The 18,591-nt window shown below is 41.7% G+C and carries 13 protein-coding genes and 2 rRNA genes; 12 read left to right on the forward strand and 3 right to left on the reverse strand.

Features of this window, described 5'->3' with window-relative positions; all coding sequences use genetic code 11:
- Window positions 1–4 precede the first annotated feature (4 nt).
- From NSQ74_RS07100 to NSQ74_RS07120, 5 genes are all read left to right on the forward strand, one after another.
- Window positions 5–1,636 (forward strand): YceG family protein, encoded by a 1,632-nt coding sequence (locus tag NSQ74_RS07100; protein ID WP_340822370.1) that lies wholly within the window; start codon window positions 5–7, stop codon window positions 1,634–1,636.
- Window positions 1,637–1,658: 22 nt separating this feature from the next.
- Window positions 1,659–2,699: a toxic anion resistance protein gene (locus NSQ74_RS07105; RefSeq protein ID WP_340822372.1), complete on the forward strand. Its 1,041-nt coding sequence runs from the start codon at window positions 1,659–1,661 to the stop codon at window positions 2,697–2,699.
- Between the two features lie 256 nt (window positions 2,700–2,955).
- On the forward strand, window positions 2,956–3,630 hold the full coding sequence (locus NSQ74_RS07110) for a response regulator transcription factor (protein ID WP_340822374.1): 675 nt from the start codon (window positions 2,956–2,958) through the stop codon (window positions 3,628–3,630).
- The gene (locus tag NSQ74_RS07115; protein WP_340822375.1) at window positions 3,627–4,994 is read left to right on the forward strand and encodes a sensor histidine kinase; all 1,368 of its coding nucleotides are present in this window, start codon (window positions 3,627–3,629) and stop codon (window positions 4,992–4,994) included. The genes NSQ74_RS07110 and NSQ74_RS07115 overlap by 4 nt, the downstream gene beginning before the upstream one ends.
- A gap of 185 nt (window positions 4,995–5,179) precedes the next feature.
- Window positions 5,180–6,160 (forward strand): alpha/beta hydrolase, encoded by a 981-nt coding sequence (locus NSQ74_RS07120; RefSeq protein WP_340822377.1) that lies wholly within the window; start codon window positions 5,180–5,182, stop codon window positions 6,158–6,160.
- A 445-nt stretch (window positions 6,161–6,605) separates the two neighbouring features.
- On the opposite strand, the gene NSQ74_RS07125 is transcribed toward NSQ74_RS07120, so the two are convergent.
- The gene (locus NSQ74_RS07125) at window positions 6,606–7,694 is read right to left on the reverse strand and encodes an FUSC family protein (protein WP_340822379.1); all 1,089 of its coding nucleotides are present in this window, start codon (window positions 7,692–7,694) and stop codon (window positions 6,606–6,608) included.
- Between the two features lie 277 nt (window positions 7,695–7,971).
- Entirely contained in the window at window positions 7,972–9,258 is a 1,287-nt protein-coding gene (locus NSQ74_RS07130; RefSeq protein ID WP_340822381.1) for a glutamate-1-semialdehyde 2,1-aminomutase, read from the reverse strand.
- Between the two features lie 131 nt (window positions 9,259–9,389).
- Between NSQ74_RS07130 and bcp the strand changes: the two genes are divergently transcribed.
- From bcp to NSQ74_RS07150, 4 genes are all read left to right on the forward strand, one after another.
- Window positions 9,390–9,866, forward strand: coding sequence for a thioredoxin-dependent thiol peroxidase (gene bcp / locus NSQ74_RS07135; protein ID WP_340822382.1), 477 nt, complete (start codon window positions 9,390–9,392; stop codon window positions 9,864–9,866).
- Complete coding sequence (locus tag NSQ74_RS07140) at window positions 9,863–10,807, forward strand: D-2-hydroxyacid dehydrogenase (protein ID WP_340822383.1); 945 nt, start codon at window positions 9,863–9,865, stop codon at window positions 10,805–10,807. The genes bcp and NSQ74_RS07140 overlap by 4 nt, the downstream gene beginning before the upstream one ends.
- A gap of 116 nt (window positions 10,808–10,923) precedes the next feature.
- Window positions 10,924–11,367: a peroxide-responsive transcriptional repressor PerR gene (gene perR, locus NSQ74_RS07145; RefSeq protein ID WP_173479551.1), complete on the forward strand. Its 444-nt coding sequence runs from the start codon at window positions 10,924–10,926 to the stop codon at window positions 11,365–11,367.
- 217 nt (window positions 11,368–11,584) lie between these two features.
- Window positions 11,585–11,950, forward strand: coding sequence for a hypothetical protein (locus tag NSQ74_RS07150; RefSeq protein WP_340822384.1), 366 nt, complete (start codon window positions 11,585–11,587; stop codon window positions 11,948–11,950).
- 65 nt (window positions 11,951–12,015) lie between these two features.
- Here NSQ74_RS07150 and NSQ74_RS07155 read toward each other — a convergent pair whose 3' ends face one another.
- On the reverse strand, window positions 12,016–12,369 hold the full coding sequence (locus NSQ74_RS07155; RefSeq protein WP_340822385.1) for a YgzB family protein: 354 nt from the start codon (window positions 12,367–12,369) through the stop codon (window positions 12,016–12,018).
- Window positions 12,370–12,518: 149 nt separating this feature from the next.
- Between NSQ74_RS07155 and NSQ74_RS07160 the strand changes: the two genes are divergently transcribed.
- The 3 genes from NSQ74_RS07160 (at window position 12,519) to NSQ74_RS07170 (ending at window position 18,540) form a co-directional block, all read left to right on the forward strand.
- Window positions 12,519–13,403 carry a nucleotidyltransferase-like protein gene (locus NSQ74_RS07160; protein ID WP_340822386.1) on the forward strand — a complete coding sequence of 295 codons (885 nt, stop codon included), beginning with the start codon at window positions 12,519–12,521 and terminating at the stop codon, window positions 13,401–13,403.
- Between the two features lie 347 nt (window positions 13,404–13,750).
- Window positions 13,751–15,302, forward strand: a 16S ribosomal RNA gene (locus NSQ74_RS07165).
- 310 nt (window positions 15,303–15,612) lie between these two features.
- Window positions 15,613–18,540: ribosomal RNA gene (locus tag NSQ74_RS07170) — 23S ribosomal RNA — on the forward strand.
- Together the 16S and 23S rRNA genes form the textbook arrangement of a ribosomal RNA operon.
- Window positions 18,541–18,591: the final 51 nt, after the last annotated feature.

The following is an 18,591-nucleotide window of genomic DNA, read 5'->3' on the forward strand; positions in this document are numbered from 1 at the left end:
TTGTATGCAAACAGTCACAATTGAATCGGTATTAGAAAGAGATTCTTATGATTGGCTACAAGCCTTCCAAGATACAGCTAACGCGCGAACAGTTTACGAGGTAACAGCACAACACGTACGTTTTAGTCGTATTGCTGTACGTATATTAGGTGTCCCGATAGAAGAAGATGATTATTTTAATTCCTTATATACAATGTCACAAAATCCAAATGTCCATATTTTAAGCGAAGAATTAAACAAACATATTGAGCAAAAGGATTTTCAGGCATTGCAAACGATTTTAGAACAACATCAGCAATCCCCTAAAGGCTTGTCGATTAATCGACTGATTGCCATGATGTATGGTCATCAACTAATTCCTAAGCATGATGATCCTTCGATGAATCGTCATTTACAGCTAGTGACGATGCGAGTAGTGGAGCGCTTCAGAGATCAGCAATCACTTGGATTACTAGCGAATGACTTTCGACGCTTTTTAATTGATATGGTGAAGTGGCTCAAAAACCATTGGATTCAGTGGACAAAAGCGATGAAACCGACAGATGATTTTCCGAAGGTCGTTTGGTATGGTGAAACAACAATTAGTCAGCGCTATTTTCTCCTATTATTAATGGAGCTTGGCTGCGATGTGTTAATCTTCCATCCAGCGGCGATTGATGAATTTGCTACTGTGGATCCGACAGATGCATTTTCTGTTACGCACTCCTATGTAAGTCAAACAGCGTTACAGCCATTCCCAGATAAATTACGTGATCGCCAAGCTACAGTTGGCTATAGTTCTAGCCAACATTTTGAACACTTAATGCATGACCAGCATTCTGGTGTTTATCGACCATGGCAATTTAAAGATCATTTGCCGCGTTCATTAACACTACGTATGACATATGATGATATTTTTATTTATGCCAATGAAAAGGCGATGGTTCGCCCGAAATTTGAGGTGCTTAGGGATGAAGTAATCATTCCTGTAATTTTCGCGAAAATTAGTGGTGTATCTAGTAGCCGTGAAGAATATTGGGGGTATATGCATCAACTGCTTGCTAGCCCACAAGCTGTATTTGTGCATGAATTTCCATATGCAAAAACGAGTAGAGCTAATTTTCATTTTCACTATAAACATTGTTTAGTGAATGGTGAACTATCTACGGAGCGGATTATGCAAAGTGATTGGTGGCAATATGATGATTTGACATTGGAGCTACAATCAGCAATTGCTCATACAATTAAAACGTCCTGTGAACAGCCCATGCTGAAACTGCAGCCAAATGAGTCACAGTACGAATTGCAATTATTTATATTCAAACAAATGACGATGATTCCAAAGGATATATTGCGCCTATTACAAAGTTTTGATTATGCTCAGGAAGTTCCCAAAGTGGTGCTCTATCAAGCTCCGCAGCAGCCGTCATTATCACGAGAAGATATTGCTCTTTTAGCATTTTTAAATCGTTTTGGCGTGGATATTATTTTTTACAATCCAACAGGAAAGCTTGATATAGAAAAACATTTGCTAGAGGATACGTTTGATGGGCATCGTCTAGAGCATATGGTGTTTGACTTACAATTTGAAGAGCCAAAGCAACAAAAGGCAAAGCCTGATAAAATGATTAAAAAATTATTTAACCGTTTCTTCTGACGGCTTGGAAAGGAGGAACACGATGTCAAATAGAGCTATTGTCCTTGAACGATTGACAGCTGAAACGGCAGATCAAACAAAACAACAGCTATGTCAAAATCCAGAAGTACAGCATATTGCAAATCATATCAATATTAAAAATAAACTTGAATTAACGGAGCTCGGGAAGGAACCAGCAGTTAAGCTTTCTCGTTTCTCAGACCAAATTTTAAAAACGATAGCCCATTCAAAAGTAAATGAATCCAATGAATTGTTAAAACAGCTTGAAGCGCTAATGTCTAAGTTTGATAAAAAAGAAGTCATTGAGCAACAAGGCTTTTTTGGGAGACTGTTTAAACGAGCTCCAAAAAATAAGGAAGATTTGTATGCTAAATATAATACTCTTGGTAGAGATATTGAAAAAGTCCATTATCAATTTGTGCTAATGGAAGAAGCATTGGCAAATGATAATCGAATGCTTGCTCGCTTGTATAACGAAAATTTGTCGTATTATTTGGAGCTTGAAAAATATATCATAGCAGCAGAAATGAAACTAGACGAGATAAAGACAACGCTAATTCCGATGTATGAAAAACAAAGTGATGCAGGTAATCAAATTGCTAAAATGGAGCTTACAACTTTACAAGCAATTGCCGAAACACTTGCACAAAAAATTGATGAGCTTGAAAAATCGCGTTTGGTAGCAATTTTAGGGGCAACACAAATGGATATGCTACGCAATGGCAATAGTGAGTTAATGGAGCAAATAAACGGAGCGTTTATTACGACAATTCCCGTTTTTAAATTAGGTATTATGAATGCGGTGAATGAAAAGCGGCAACAGCTACATCAGGAATCCGTAGCTGCTTTTGAAAAGCGCATGAAGCAATTTGGTGAAGAAAATAATCGTGCTGTTTTGCAAAGCTTAGAATATGTGCAACAAAGTGAGACGACTATGACGCTCGAAGAAATGTGGGAGACAATCGTTACTGGTATTGCAAGTTATCGTCAAATACGAGCTGAACAAGCAACTAAGCGTCAACAAATAGAACAACAACTAATGGCATTAAATAGTGAAGCCTAAAAAAGCTGACACCATATTAAGGTGTCAGCTTCAAACGTTTGTTTTGTCTTTTGGCCTTCATTTGCAGGTTTACCACGCCTGTTTCTTTGCGAAGCCTTGTCAATTGAGTGGCAAATTAGTTGGAAAGAAACAAATGAATTCTACTGGTCGATAAATCAAGAAACTGTATTACTTTGGTTAATCATCATACATGTTAGCTTATAGTATAATGATTACTTGAAATAATGCGGTGGAAAACAGGGAAAAGAGGGAACCGATGCCTACTATACTAGTTGCTGACGACGATGCGAACATTCGCGAACTCGTCTGTTTATTTCTACGCAACGACGGATTCGAAACAGCTGAAGCAGCGGACGGCAAGGAAGCACTGGCCGTCTACAACTCAACGAATGTCGATCTTGTCATACTTGACATTATGATGCCGATTATGGATGGTTGGACGTTAAGCAAGGAGCTCCGAAGAGCCAATCCTGATCTACCTTTACTTATGCTGACTGCGAGAGGAGAAACATGGGAGAAAGTGAAAGGTTTCGAACTTGGGACGGACGATTATTTAACGAAACCATTCGATCCGTTAGAGTTGACGGTTCGTGTTAGGGCACTACTCAAACGATACAAGATTGGCTCCACGCAGACGATCCATTTCGGGAACGTCATTCTTGATCGACAGACCTATAAGGTGACGAAAGGGACGGAGACGCTTACGTTGCCACTAAAGGAGTTTGAATTGCTGTATAAGCTCGCTGGAACACCAGGACAAGTCTATACGCGCGTGCAGTTGATCGATCAGATTTGGGGTATCAATTACGCTGGAGATGATCGAACGGTAGACGTACATATTAAACGGCTGCGTGAACGGTTCGCGACAACACCTGATTTTCGGATTGAAACGGTGCGCGGGCTTGGGTATCGGCTTGAGGTTTATGAATGATCAGATCCTTATATATACGTGTTATCCTGACATTTTTAGTCTCCATCATCGGGGGCACGATCATTTCTTTTTTTGTGTCAACTTGGATATTCGAAGATAAATTGAACGAAAATGCTCAAACCAACTTACGTAACTTTGGTCAAGACATCGTCCAGATTTACAACACCCTTCCGTTACATGAAGCGGACATGTTCGTAAGTGAAATGAAGCAACTCGATTCTTATTATATTCGAATTTACGAAACAACGGGTCAGTTCAAGTCTTACGGTAAACTTCACGGACACAAACCTGCGCCTGTGACGAGGGAGCAACTAAAGAAAGCATTAGATGGAGGTGTTGTTCAAGAAACTCCTAATGGTATTGCCACGGTCCTCTTAGGGTTGCCGTTGAAAACGGAAATGGGAACGAAAGCGATATTTCTGGAAGCGCTCGCCCCTCCTTCGTCCTCTTATGTCACAAAGTGGGCATTGGTCTTTGCAACATGTTCGTTGATTGCAGGAAGCTTATTGATTCTAGTTGCCTCTGTATACCTGGTAAAACCAATCAAAAAGCTGACAAAAGCGACCAAGCGGATAGCATCTGGAGATTTCAACGTCAAGTTGAATATTAAGCAAACGAGTGAGCTGGGTACTTTGGCTCGCAGCTTCGAAGAAATGATGCACGATCTGCAGCAACTTGAGCAGATGCGCAGGGAATTCGTAACGAACGTGTCGCACGAGGTTCAGTCTCCACTCACTTCGATATCCGGTTATGCTCTAGTGCTTAAGCAAGTTGATCTTTCAGAATACGAACGAAGCCGTTATCTTGATATTATCATCGCTGAAGCGAAAAGGATGTCCAAAATGAGCGATAGCCTGCTAAAGCTGAGTTTGCTTGAATCGCAGTCAAAGCAACTGCAGCTCGTCACGTTCAGCCTCGATGAACAAATCAGACGGATAATCGTGGCGCTCCAGCCACAATGGTCTGCTCGCGATATACATTTCGAGCTTGATTTACAGACAGTTAAAGTAACGGCTGACCATGACCTGTTAAATCAGGTATGGACGAATATCCTTAGAAATAGCATCAAATTTTCCGAGGATGCCAGCGTAATTAACGTAAGCATTAAACAAAATATCAAAAACGTGACAATCCTAATATCCGACACTGGTATTGGTATTCACCTTGACGACCAGAAGCGTATATTCGAGCGTTTTTTTAAGGCCGATCGTTCCCACAGTCGTAAGTATGACGGAAGTGGTATGGGACTCGCTATCGTTAAACAGATTGTGTCGCTTCATCAAGGTGACATCCGAGTGAAAAGTGAACTTGGTCAAGGAACGACCTTCATTGTCACCTTGCCAATCACTACACCAATAGATTAGTTAGATTCATTCTCTATGCTACGACTCGTATGCAAGCTTATTTGCATATAGAGCCGTAGCATTTTTTTGATAGTTCATATTCAGTTCATATTGTCGTCATGGGGAGTACATCTTCATTTGTTAAGGTTTCATTACAGGCACATGAAGGAAGACAATCAACCAGATCAGGACAGGAGAAGATGACAGTGATACAACAAGAGGAAAAGAAAACGCCGAGTGGAACGAAAATAAAGAAAGTGCGAAACATCTTACTTAAAATCATAGGAGCAATCGTTCTAGCCATTGTACTCTTTTTAGGTATTGTTTATACCGTAAATGTGATGAGTAGTCATTCGGAGCAAAAACGAATCGTGCCTTACGGGCAGCATGTATCTGTAGACGGGAAAAACATGAATGTGTTAATTCAAGGCGAGGGCAAGGAAACAATCGTGCTCCTGCCTGGTTATGGAACAGCTACTCCAGGGCTTGATTTTAAGCTTCTTATCGATGAATTATCTCCATTTTACAAAGTTGTTGCGATAGAGCCTTTCGGTTATGGATTAAGTGATGAAACTGAAAAAGAGCGGACCACGGAGAACATTGTAAGTGAAGTTCATGAAGCTCTACAGCAGCTTCATATTAACAGATACATGCTCATGGGCCACTCCATTACAGGCATTTATGGAATTGATTATGTGAACAAATATCCAAACGAGGTGACTGCATTTGTCGGAATCGATAGCAGTGTTGCAACACAACCGGGTATGGATATGAATTTCCCATTAAAAACGTTTGCATATCTCAAAAAATCAGGTCTCTTAAGATTGGCTATGAAAATCAGTGCTGACCCCTATGCTGGACTGGCATTTGATGAAAAAACCGTAGAGCAAATGAAAATGATTTCAAATAAAAACATGTATAATGACACAACCTTGAATGAGATGGACCATTTTTCGTCTAATTTTAAAGGGGCTCAAGGTTTAACCTTCCCTAAATATCTTCCACTTCTTCTCTTTGTACAAGCGAATAATGAAGATGTAGCAGGATGGTTACCTCTGCATGAAGAGCAGATTAAAGACTCGGTACATGGAAAACTAGTAACCATGGATGGATCACATTATTTACACCATACCAAATTTAAAGAAATCGCTGAAAACGTAAGACTATTTATGAAAGAAGTAAAGTAAGTGTTCAAAGAAAGGTTCATCCGTTAATTTATGAATTTGTCTACAGTATGCAAGACCATCATTTCGATGGTCTTTTTTACATCTAAACAGGGATTGGTATCGACATACACAGTAGCCCAGTTTAAGTCTCATTCAAAAGGTTGTAACGAATCCACACAGAAAAATGAGTTGAATAAAGCATTTAATCAGGATGAGGGGAGGGGGATGACGGTCTGTACGAAAATGAATCGACTTTTAGAATAAGCCAAACAAAATAAAAAGAAGCCGTTTTCCCTTAGCGTAGGAGAAAACGGCTTTCGAAGCGAAGCGGAGAAGGAGGCTTAAGTAACACCCGCGGAAAGCGAGCAATCCGTACCGTCAACATGTACATAGAAGTTTATAAGGCAAGCCCCAAGCACGAAAAGTAGTGGTAGGGATTGCCCAAATAGCTTTGTTAATTGGCCTATTAAATAAACTCTTCCTCAATTTCCAAGTTGATTTCTTCACCGTGATAGTTTTGATAGGACACAATTAATGTATCTAAGTGCTCTAAATTTTCTTCGTAATCTAAAATACGCGATAAAATATACAGAAGGTGATAGCTTGAAAATTCTGTATCGCCTTCTTCGTGCGCAAAGGTCACTTGATGGATAAAAATCTCCATTAACTGATTGCGTTGGATGTAGTCGATATGGTTGCTCCATTCGGAATGCTCAGGCTTTAATTTCCCCGTATATTTCAGTAACAGCTGCTCATGGTAGGTAAGCAGAAAGTCTAGACGCTCTTGAATCATTAAATGGAACTGTGTCGGTAAATGTGCTAATTCGTTTTCATGATTATGCAGACGTTGTAACAATTCTAGACTCTTTTTTGAAGTAGTAATCATTTGACGGTACACAACTAATTTCCGTGCTTTGACGTATTTTTTATTTTTAAAGTAATTTCGTTCTTCCTTGAAAAACTCATAAAGTGTGTCGACTCTAAGCATACGTTCTCTAAATTTGTTTAAAGCCGTTTTAGTAGAAGTATGCTCAGAAGCTTGACGAACAGCTAGTCTCGTCCAGCGAATAATATCATCCTGTAAAAAGTAAATTTTACGGAAAAGCTTTACTTCGTATTTTGGTGGTAAAAACACAAGATTTACAACAAATGCTGCTAAAACCCCAACTAAAATTGTAAGAAAGCGAATTAAACCAAACGTAAGAAAGTCATCACCCTGTATTTCCATAATGGCTACAACGGAAACAAGTGCAAGAGACAGTGACTTTTCAAGCTTGAATTTTAACATCAATCCTATTGCGATAATTACTGCAATACCAACAGCCACGACGTGGTGACCGAAAAGTAGGCCGAAGATTACGGCAATGGAGGCTCCTATTATATTTGCTTGTACTTGTTCAACTATCGTTTGATATGAGCGATATATGGACGGCTGAATCGCAAAGATTGCTGCAATTCCAGCAAAAACTGGGGATGGTAATTGCAGGAGCTCAGCAACAAATAGAGCAAAGACAATAGCTACGCCAGTTTTAAATACACGGGCACCTAATTTCATAATAAAATCGATGTCCTTTCTGTCTAATATTTTTAACTTGCTTCAGCAGAAGTGCTCCACTGCTATAAGTGGGGGTGAATCAAGTTAAAGGCCTCAGCGGATGTCTCAGATTTTAAGAGGAGCTCAAGCAGGCTCAAAAAAATCTGGATACAATTACGCCGAGTCGTAATTAATGCTTCTTTACATTATAGAAGGAAGTTCTTAGAAAATACATAGATTTATATATCGTAATATAAAAAAGGCGACTCTCATATGAAAGTCGCCTTTTTTCGCCCTATTATAGTTGAGAAAATGCATAATCGACAGCTTCGATTGTTTCACGAATATCTGCCTCTGTATGCTCAGTTGTTAAAAACCATGCTTCATATTTAGATGGAGCGAGGTTAATGCCTCGTTGAAGCATTAGTTTAAAGAAGCGCCCGAAAATTTCTCCGTCAGTGTTCTCTGCCTGCTCATAATTTTCTACCTTCACATCTGTAAAGTAAATTGTAAGCGCACCTTTTAGACGATTTAAAGTAATTGTTACACCATGTTTTGTTGCAGCCGCTAAAATACCGTCTTCTAAAATCGCACCAAGTCGATCCATTTCATCGTAAATACCTGGAGTAGCTAATACTTCTAAGCAAGCTATACCGGCTTGCATTGATGCAGGGTTTCCTGCCATTGTACCTGCTTGGTATGCTGGTCCAAGTGGCGCAACTGTATCCATAATTTCTTTGCGACCACCGTAAGCACCGATTGGTAAACCACCACCAATGACTTTTCCTAGCGCAGTAAGGTCAGGTGTTAAACCAAGTAATGTTTGTGCGCCACCGTAATGGAAGCGGAATGCCGTAATCACTTCATCGTAAATTGTAAGTGCACCTTTTTCTTTCGCTGTAGCATGCACTAATTCTAAAAATCCAGGGTTTGGTTCAACAATTCCGAAGTTGCCTACAATTGGCTCAATTAAAATAGCAGCAATTTGATCGCCCCATGTATTCATCGCTTCAGTAAATGCTTCTGGATTGTTAAATGGTACCGTAATTACTTCTTCTGCCGTAGCAGTCGTTACACCCGCTGAGTCTGGTGTGCCTAATGTAGCTGGTCCAGAGCCTGCAGCTACTAATACTAAGTCAAAGTGACCGTGGTAGCAGCCAGCAAACTTCATAATTTTTGTACGGCCAGTATAGGCACGAGCAACACGGATCGTTGTCATTACTGCTTCTGTACCAGAGTTGTTAAAGCGTACTTTATCCATTGAAGGAATGGCTTCTTTAAGCATTTTTGCAAAAGTTACTTCGTATTCAGTTGGAGTTCCAAATAAAGTCCCGTTTTCAGCGGCATTTGAAATTGCCTTAGCGATATGTGGATGGCCATGACCTGTAACAAGTGGGCCATATGCCGCTAAATAATCGATGTAACGGTTGCCGTCAACATCCCAAAAATAAGCTCCTTTTCCTCGAGCCATTGCAACGGGAGATCCCCCACCAACTGCTTTATATGAACGAGAAGGGCTATTCACACCACCAACGATATGTAAAAGCGCTTCTGCGTGTACTGCTTCGGATTTTGAGTGATTCATAAATATGCCTCCTAAGTAATTATACTTAATCTATTGTAGACCTATCAGTGTAAGAAATCCAAAGAAAATAAGGGATATGACTTGATTTGTTACTTAGAGTAAAATAAGAAATGCAAAAGGAGGAGATTGTTATGACATTAGTAGAAGGACAGAAAGTACCCGATTTTTCACTTGTTAATGACAAAGGGGAGTACGTACAATTAGCAGATTTCAGGGGCAAAAATGTAATTTTGTACTTTTATCCGAAAGATATGACACCAGGTTGTACAACAGAGGCATGTGATTTCCGTGATAAGCATGAAGACTTCAGTCAGTTAAACGCTGTTATAATAGGTGTGAGCCCTGATAATGTCCAAAAGCATACAAAATTTATTGATAAGCATGGGCTACCTTTTACACTATTAGTGGACGAGGATCATGCAGTAGCGGAGGCTTATGGCGTATGGGTGTTAAAGAAAATGTATGGACGCGAATATATGGGGATTGAACGTTCTACCTTTTTAATTGATACAGATGGTAATCTTATAAAGGCTTGGCGTAAAGTACGCGTAAAAAATCATATTGAAGAAGTATACACATATTTAGCAAATCAGGAGGAACATAAATGAGAATTTATTTTACGTTTGAGCCAAGACCCGATTTACGTGAACCGTTAGTAGAGGAATTTTCACAATGTGACTTTGTTTTTAAAAATGGGTTATCTACGGATGAACTTCAAAAAGCAGATGTACTAGTTACATATGGCGAAGATTTAAATGATGACAATATGCAATACGCAACGAAACTAAAATGGATATTCGTTGCTTCGGCAGGTGTAGAAAAAATGCCAGCACAAGCAATTATTGATCGAGGTATTTTAGTATCAAATGTGCGTGGAATTCATAAATCACCTATGGCTGAGTCAATGCTTGCTCATATTTTAGCAATTAAGCGTGCATTGCCGTGGTTATACGATCATCAGAAGAAAAGAGAATGGTCGAAAAAAGGGAAACAAACTGAATTACGTGATAATACAGCGCTTATATTAGGGCCTGGCGCGATTGGCTCGGAAGTAGGTCGCTTATTACAAGCATTTGGTGTAACTACAATTGGCTGTAACCGTTCAGGTAAAGCAGCACCTTATATGGATGAAATGGTTAGTTTCGCGAAGCTAACAGAAGCTTTGCCAAAGGCGGATATCGTCATTTCTGTATTGCCAAAAACAGCGGAAACTACGTATTTATTGAAGGAAGAGCATTTTAGCGCAATGAAAAACGATGCCATTTTCATGAATTTTGGCCGTGGAAATTTAGTAGATGAAAAGGTACTTATTCATGCTATGGAAACAGGTGAAATTGGCTACGCAGTATTAGATGTATTTGAAGAAGAACCACTTAGTGCAAATAGTCCATTATGGTCATGTCCGAATGTCATAGTGTCACCACATGTTTCAAGTCATTCTTCTCGCTATGTGGAACGCAGTTTAGATATTTTTAAGCCTAGTTTGATGAAATGGTTAAATGGAGAGACAGCTCTAGAAAATGTAGTGGATCTGTCGAGAGGATATTAAAAAGTAATTTAATTTAGCTGATGTATAGGACGGAAGTTGACAGATGTTAGCTTAATTCGATACACTAATTGTAACAATTATAAATTAATAATACTTATGAAAAGGGGTGCATGACGATGTCTATACCGCATTTACAGGATGCACTTGACACGTTAAAAACAACTGGTGTACGCATTACTCCTCAGCGTCATGCTATTTTAGAATATTTAATTCAATCGATGACACATCCGACTGCGGATGAAATTTATAAAGCGCTTGAAGGAAAATTTCCGAATATGAGTGTGGCAACTGTCTACAATAATTTACGTGTATTCCGTGAAGTAGGATTAGTGAAAGAGCTTACTTATGGGGATGCCTCTAGCCGTTTTGATTTTGTTACAAATGATCATTATCATATGATTTGTGAATGTTGCGGTAAAATTGTCGATTTCCATTACCCAGGTTTAGATGAAATCGAACACTTCGCTTCACAAGTAACAGACTTTGATGTGCACACACACCGTCTAGAAATCTACGGCACGTGTCCAGCATGTAAAGATGTTGCAGCGAAAGTACAATAAGTTTTCTTGGAGTTTTTACGAAAGCGTATGAATGAAAACGTTTAAAAAAGCAAGTGGGCATTAGCTCGCTTGCTTTTTATAATGGAACGAAAAAGATTTTCTTTAAATAGACTGAACATTCTCGATATAAATAATGTACGTTAAGAATAAAGCGTTGGAGATTGGAGCATAGCAAATGAGTATCTCTGACAATTGAACAGTTAATAGGAGGGATATAATGAATGTACAATTAGGGAGTAGTAATTACTTTAGTACATTAAAAAAAGAAGAACGTTTATCGGATAATTTGTTTTTAGCAAACCAAAAAAGAAAAGCAACATATGAAATAAAAAAAGAGAATGGTTATATACGCCATATAGTAACGAAAGAAAATGGCGAAAAAGTAATTGTAAGAGAAGTGAAAATTTCAAAACAAGAAGAACAAGAACAGTCTTCTGGTGAGGTAAACGATATGATTACGCAAAAATTAGTAGAGCAAATGATGCAATCATTCGATGACAGGCAAAATCAACAGAAATTTTACAAAACTGGTATAGCTGGTCTAAAAGAAAAACAACTTTCTAAATATATAGTGAGCATCTAATATCGGTTATTTCTATAATAGTAGTGGTGGTAATAATAAGAAAATTCCTAGCTCTTATATGAGGGCTAGGAATTTTTTGCTTTGTTATTATAAGATTGATCGAACTCTTTTCCTTCAAGTGTTGGATCTAGTGTTAATGGTTCGTTACAGTACATGCACATATCGACACGACCTAAAACCTTCGTATGCTTATGGCAATTCGGGCACTCTACTTGAACTGCTCTTGTTGAGAGAAGGCCAATCCAAGCATAGACAACTGTACTACCGATAATACACAGTAAACCAAGCGTCATGAAGATTAAGACAAGGATAGGATGGTTTTTGAAGAATATTCCCCCATACATAACAACAAAGCCGATAAAAATAAGTGCTAATGCAAATGAACGGATTTTATTAATTTTACTTTTGTAAGGTTTCATACAATATCTTGCCTCCCAATCTAAAATCTACTATAACATATAAGAACAAAGTATTTTAGTTTTGACTAAAAGGCAAAGAAGGAATACTTTCAGAGTATGTCGAAATTTTAACGAAATAAAGTCATATAACAAATAGAGGAGGACTGAACATGGAGCAAGTTTTGCGCCCTATATACCAAGAACGTGCGAGTCAGTCTAATACATTAGGTGTCATTTTAATGGAGAAGCGTGAAGAACAAAGTAACGTTACTGACACATTCGATACGATATTACTAATTATTGTGAAGGAAGCGGATCAACCTGTTTTCTCAAAGCATTATTTATATGAGGGGAATAAGGTAGCCTTACATACTGTTACAGAGAAATTGTTACGCAAGTGGTTACTAATCGGCTCTAACAAAAAAGTAGTTGATTGGATTTTCTTTGGCAGAGTGTTGTTTGATCGTAATGAATTCCTTCATAAATTAAAAATTGAACTACAAGAGTTCCCGTTTAGCGGTCGGAAAATTAAAACGGGTATTCAATTTTCAAAATTAATTCGACGTTATTTAGAAGGGAAAGAATATTTTGATAAGGGAAGCTACCTGGATGCCTATAATCATGTTGTTGATTCATTGCATCATTTAGGGCGATTGTCCATTATAGATAGTGGGCTTTATCCAGAAGTTACGGTATGGGCGCAAGTGAAAAAGATAGAGCCTGCTATCTATAAGTTATATGAAGAACTTGTTATGAGCAGTGAGCCAATTGAAAAGCGATTAGAGCTTCTATTTTTAGCAAGTGAGTTTTTAATTCATTCACGAACACAGGATGGAGCTCAACATATATTAGAAGTAATGCAAACAAAAGAGACATGGACTATTCAAGAATTACATGATCATCATGAGCTTGTTAACTATTCTGTAGACTTAGAAGTATTTGTAGAGTATTTAGTGGATAAAGGCTACATACTTATTGAACCTGTCGTTGCAAAAAGTGAAATGATATTCCACCGGCATTATAAGGTGGATAAAGAGTCTATAGAATTTGAATAAGCCATATAGTATGCTAGTTATCGAGGTATAGAAAATACCTCGATATTTTTTTGAAAAAAGTGTTGACGTTTAATATATTGATATTGTATTATATTAATTGTCGCTAAGACATACCAAGAACACTTAAAAACGAGTGAAAAAAACTTTTGAAAAGTTATTGACGCAAGTTGAATAAGGTGTTAAGATAAAGAAGTCGCTGAAAAACGACAAAACACATGAACTTTGAAAACTGAACAAGCAAAACGTAATCAATATAGTTTCTATTAACTAACTTCGTTGGTGAACGAAACAAAATTTTGGACATCAAAATTGATGCCAGCAAAACAATTTGAGCTAATCAAATTTCTTTTATGGAGAGTTTGATCCTGGCTCAGGACGAACGCTGGCGGCGTGCCTAATACATGCAAGTCGAGCGAACAGATAAGGAGCTTGCTCCTTTGACGTTAGCGGCGGACGGGTGAGTAACACGTGGGCAACCTACCCTATAGTTTGGGATAACTCCGGGAAACCGGGGCTAATACCGAATAACTTGTTGTCTCTCATGAGACAATTCTAAAAGACGGTTTCGGCTGTCGCTATAGGATGGGCCCGCGGCGCATTAGCTAGTTGGTGAGGTAACGGCTCACCAAGGCGACGATGCGTAGCCGACCTGAGAGGGTGATCGGCCACACTGGGACTGAGACACGGCCCAGACTCCTACGGGAGGCAGCAGTAGGGAATCTTCCACAATGGGCGAAAGCCTGATGGAGCAACGCCGCGTGAGTGAAGAAGGATTTCGGTTCGTAAAACTCTGTTGTAAGGGAAGAACAAGTACAGTAGTAACTGGCTGTACCTTGACGGTACCTTATTAGAAAGCCACGGCTAACTACGTGCCAGCAGCCGCGGTAATACGTAGGTGGCAAGCGTTGTCCGGAATTATTGGGCGTAAAGCGCGCGCAGGTGGTTTCTTAAGTCTGATGTGAAAGCCCACGGCTCAACCGTGGAGGGTCATTGGAAACTGGGAGACTTGAGTGCAGAAGAGGATAGTGGAATTCCAAGTGTAGCGGTGAAATGCGTAGAGATTTGGAGGAACACCAGTGGCGAAGGCGACTATCTGGTCTGTAACTGACACTGAGGCGCGAAAGCGTGGGGAGCAAACAGGATTAGATACCCTGGTAGTCCACGCCGTAAACGATGAGTGCTAAGTGTTAGGGGGTTTCCGCCCCTTAGTGCTGCAGCTAACGCATTAAGCACTCCGCCTGGGGAGTACGGTCGCAAGACTGAAACTCAAAGGAATTGACGGGGGCCCGCACAAGCGGTGGAGCATGTGGTTTAATTCGAAGCAACGCGAAGAACCTTACCAGGTCTTGACATCCCATTGACCACTGTAGAGATACAGTTTTCCCTTCGGGGACAACGGTGACAGGTGGTGCATGGTTGTCGTCAGCTCGTGTCGTGAGATGTTGGGTTAAGTCCCGCAACGAGCGCAACCCTTGATCTTAGTTGCCATCATTTAGTTGGGCACTCTAAGGTGACTGCCGGTGACAAACCGGAGGAAGGTGGGGATGACGTCAAATCATCATGCCCCTTATGACCTGGGCTACACACGTGCTACAATGGACGATACAAACGGTTGCCAACTCGCGAGAGGGAGCTAATCCGATAAAGTCGTTCTCAGTTCGGATTGTAGGCTGCAACTCGCCTACATGAAGCCGGAATCGCTAGTAATCGCGGATCAGCATGCCGCGGTGAATACGTTCCCGGGCCTTGTACACACCGCCCGTCACACCACGAGAGTTTGTAACACCCGAAGTCGGTGAGGTAACCTTTTGGAGCCAGCCGCCGAAGGTGGGATAGATGATTGGGGTGAAGTCGTAACAAGGTAGCCGTATCGGAAGGTGCGGCTGGATCACCTCCTTTCTAAGGATATTTTCGGAATACAAACCTTGGGTTTGTAAGATTACGTTTTGCGTTCAGTTTTGAAGGTTCATCATTACGATGAAATACTTCAAAACTTGTTCTTTGAAAACTGGATAAAACGACATTGAAATTGTAACAAACACATTTATTTTTAAATTAAGTTTTTTAGGCTTAATAACTAATAATAGGGTTTCAAGACACAAGCAGTTCTAGGAAGCAATTGAGTGAAAGAAGGAGCGTACTTACGTACGTGACTGACTGAACGAAAGAAGCTGACAACGAAATGCGCAGTGGATTGGAAGCCGTTGAAGGTTAAGTTATTAAGGGCGCACGGCGAATGCCTTGGCACTAGGAGCCGAAGAAGGACGGCACTAACACCGATATGCTTCGGGGAGCTGTAAGTGAGCTTTGATCCGGAGATTTCCGAATGGGGGAACCCACTACGTTTAATCGCGTAGTATCTTGACGTGAATACATAGCGTCTTGAAGGCAGACCCAGGGAACTGAAACATCTAAGTACCTGGAGGAAGAGAAAGAAAAATCGATTCCCTGAGTAGCGGCGAGCGAAACGGGAAGAGCCCAAACCAAGAGGCTTGCCTCTTGGGGTTGTAGGACACTCTATACGGAGTTACAAAGGAATGAGTTAGATGAAGCGACTTGGAAAGGTCCGCCAGAGCAGGTAAAAGCCCTGTAGTCGAAAGTTTATTCCCTCCAGAGTGGATCCTGAGTACGGCGGAACACGTGAAATTCCGTCGGAATCCGGGAGGACCATCTCCCAAGGCTAAATACTACCTAGTGACCGATAGTGAACCAGTACCGTGAGGGAAAGGTGAAAAGCACCCCGGAAGGGGAGTGAAAGAGATCCTGAAACCGTGTGCCTACAAGTAGTTAGAGCCCGTTAATGGGTGATAGCGTGCCTTTTGTAGAATGAACCGGCGAGTTACGATTACGTGCGAGGTTAAGCTTTAGAAGGCGGAGCCGCAGCGAAAGCGAGTCTGAATAGGGCGAATTAGTACGTGGTCGTAGACCCGAAACCAGGTGATCTACCCATGTCCAGGGTGAAGGTGAGGTAACACTTACTGGAGGCCCGAACCCACGCACGTTGAAAAGTGCGGGGATGAGGTGTGGGTAGCGGAGAAATTCCAATCGAACTTGGAGATAGCTGGTTCTCTCCGAAATAGCTTTAGGGCTAGCCTCGTGATGAGAATACTGGAGGTAGAGCACTGTTTGGACTAGGGGGCCATCCCGGTTTACCGAATTCAGACAAACTCCGAATGCCAGATATTTATACACGGGAGTCAGACTGCGAGTGATAAGATCCGTAGTCAAAAGGGAAACAGCCCAGACCACCAGCTAAGGTCCCAAAGTAATCGTTAAGTGGAAAAGGATGTGGCGTTGCACAGACAACCAGGATGTTGGCTTAGAAGCAGCCATCATTTAAAGAGTGCGTAATAGCTCACTGGTCGAGTGACGCTGCGCCGAAAATGTATCGGGGCTAAACGATTCACCGAAGCTGTGGATTGACATCTACGATGTCAGTGGTAGGAGAGCGTTCTAAGTGCGTTGAAGTCAGACCGGAAGGACTGGTGGAGCGCTTAGAAGTGAGAATGCCGGTATGAGTAGCGAAAGACGGGTGAGAATCCCGTCCACCGTATGACTAAGGTTTCCTGAGGAAGGCTCGTCCGCTCAGGGTTAGTCGGGACCTAAGCCGAGGCCGATAGGCGTAGGCGATGGACAACAGGTTGATATTCCTGTACCACCTCCTCACCGTTTGAGAAATGGGGGGACGCAGTAGGATAGGGTAAGCGCGCCGTTGGTTGTGCGCGTCCAAGCAGTAAGGCGTGTGTGTAGGCAAATCCGCACACTATAACGTTGAGCTGTGATGGCGAGTCCGTATGGACGAAGTTCCTGATTTCACACTGCCAAGAAAAGCCTCTATCGAGGTGAGAGGTGCCCGTACCGCAAACCGACACAGGTAGTCGAGGAGAGAATCCTAAGGTGTGCGAGAGAACTCTCGTTAAGGAACTCGGCAAAATGACCCCGTAACTTCGGGAGAAGGGGTGCTCTTGAGCGTGCAAGCGCACGAGAGCCGCAGTGAATAGGCCCAGGCGACTGTTTAGCAAAAACACAGGTCTCTGCAAAACCGTAAGGTGACGTATAGGGGCTGACGCCTGCCCGGTGCTGGAAGGTTAAGAGGAGTGGTTAGCGCAAGCGAAGCTGCGAATTGAAGCCCCAGTAAACGGCGGCCGTAACTATAACGGTCCTAAGGTAGCGAAATTCCTTGTCGGGTAAGTTCCGACCCGCACGAAAGGCGTAACGATCTGGGCACTGTCTCAACGAGAGACTCGGTGAAATTATAGTACCTGTGAAGATGCAGGTTACCCGCGACAGGACGGAAAGACCCCGTGGAGCTTTACTGTAGCCTGATATTGAATTTTGGTACAACTTGTACAGGATAGGTAGGAGCCAGAGATCTCGGAGCGCCAGCTTCGAAGGAGGCGTCGGTGGGATACTACCCTGGTTGTATTGAAATTCTAACCCATGCCCCTTAGCGGGGCAGGAGACAGTGTCAGGCGGACAGTTTGACTGGGGCGGTCGCCTCCTAAAAGGTAACGGAGGCGCCCAAAGGTTCCCTCAGAATGGTTGGAAATCATTCGTAGAGTGTAAAGGCACAAGGGAGCTTGACTGCGAGACCTACAAGTCGAGCAGGGTCGAAAGACGGGCTTAGTGATCCGGTGGTTCCGCATGGAAGGGCCATCGCTCAACGGATAAAAGCTACCCCGGGGATAACAGGCTTATCTCCCCCAAGAGTCCACATCGACGGGGAGGTTTGGCACCTCGATGTCGGCTCATCGCATCCTGGGGCTGTAGTCGGTCCCAAGGGTTGGGCTGTTCGCCCATTAAAGCGGTACGCGAGCTGGGTTCAGAACGTCGTGAGACAGTTCGGTCCCTATCCGTCGTGGGCGTAGGAAATTTGAGAGGAGCTGTCCTTAGTACGAGAGGACCGGGATGGACACACCGCTGGTGTACCAGTTGTCTTGCCAAAGGCATCGCTGGGTAGCTATGTGTGGACGGGATAAGTGCTGAAAGCATCTAAGCATGAAGCCCCCCTCAAGATGAGATTTCCCATTACGCAAGTAAGTAAGATCCCTCAAAGACGATGAGGTAGATAGGTTCGAGGTGGAAGTGTGGTGACACATGGAGCTGACGAATACTAATCGATCGAGGACTTAACCAAAAAAGTTTGAAACATTCAATGAAACGTTTATCCAGTTTTGAAAGAACAAGA

The organism is Lysinibacillus sp. FSL W8-0992 (assembly GCF_038008685.1).
Taxonomy (GTDB): Bacteria; Bacillota; Bacilli; order Bacillales_A; family Planococcaceae; genus Lysinibacillus.

Coding starts and splice junctions, on each gene's coding strand:
- NSQ74_RS07100 (WP_340822370.1), top strand. CDS start 5: ATGCAAACAGTCACAATTGAATCGGTATTAGAAAGAGATTCTTATGAT.
- NSQ74_RS07105 (WP_340822372.1), top strand. CDS start 1,659: ATGTCAAATAGAGCTATTGTCCTTGAACGATTGACAGCTGAAACGGCA.
- NSQ74_RS07110 (WP_340822374.1), top strand. CDS start 2,956: ATGCCTACTATACTAGTTGCTGACGACGATGCGAACATTCGCGAACTC.
- NSQ74_RS07115 (WP_340822375.1), top strand. CDS start 3,627: ATGATCAGATCCTTATATATACGTGTTATCCTGACATTTTTAGTCTCC.
- NSQ74_RS07125 (WP_340822379.1), bottom strand. CDS start 7,694: ATGAAATTAGGTGCCCGTGTATTTAAAACTGGCGTAGCTATTGTCTTT.
- NSQ74_RS07130 (WP_340822381.1), bottom strand. CDS start 9,258: ATGAATCACTCAAAATCCGAAGCAGTACACGCAGAAGCGCTTTTACAT.
- bcp (WP_340822382.1), top strand. CDS start 9,390: ATGACATTAGTAGAAGGACAGAAAGTACCCGATTTTTCACTTGTTAAT.
- NSQ74_RS07140 (WP_340822383.1), top strand. CDS start 9,863: ATGAGAATTTATTTTACGTTTGAGCCAAGACCCGATTTACGTGAACCG.
- perR (WP_173479551.1), top strand. CDS start 10,924: ATGTCTATACCGCATTTACAGGATGCACTTGACACGTTAAAAACAACT.
- NSQ74_RS07150 (WP_340822384.1), top strand. CDS start 11,585: ATGAATGTACAATTAGGGAGTAGTAATTACTTTAGTACATTAAAAAAA.
- NSQ74_RS07155 (WP_340822385.1), bottom strand. CDS start 12,369: ATGAAACCTTACAAAAGTAAAATTAATAAAATCCGTTCATTTGCATTA.
- NSQ74_RS07160 (WP_340822386.1), top strand. CDS start 12,519: ATGGAGCAAGTTTTGCGCCCTATATACCAAGAACGTGCGAGTCAGTCT.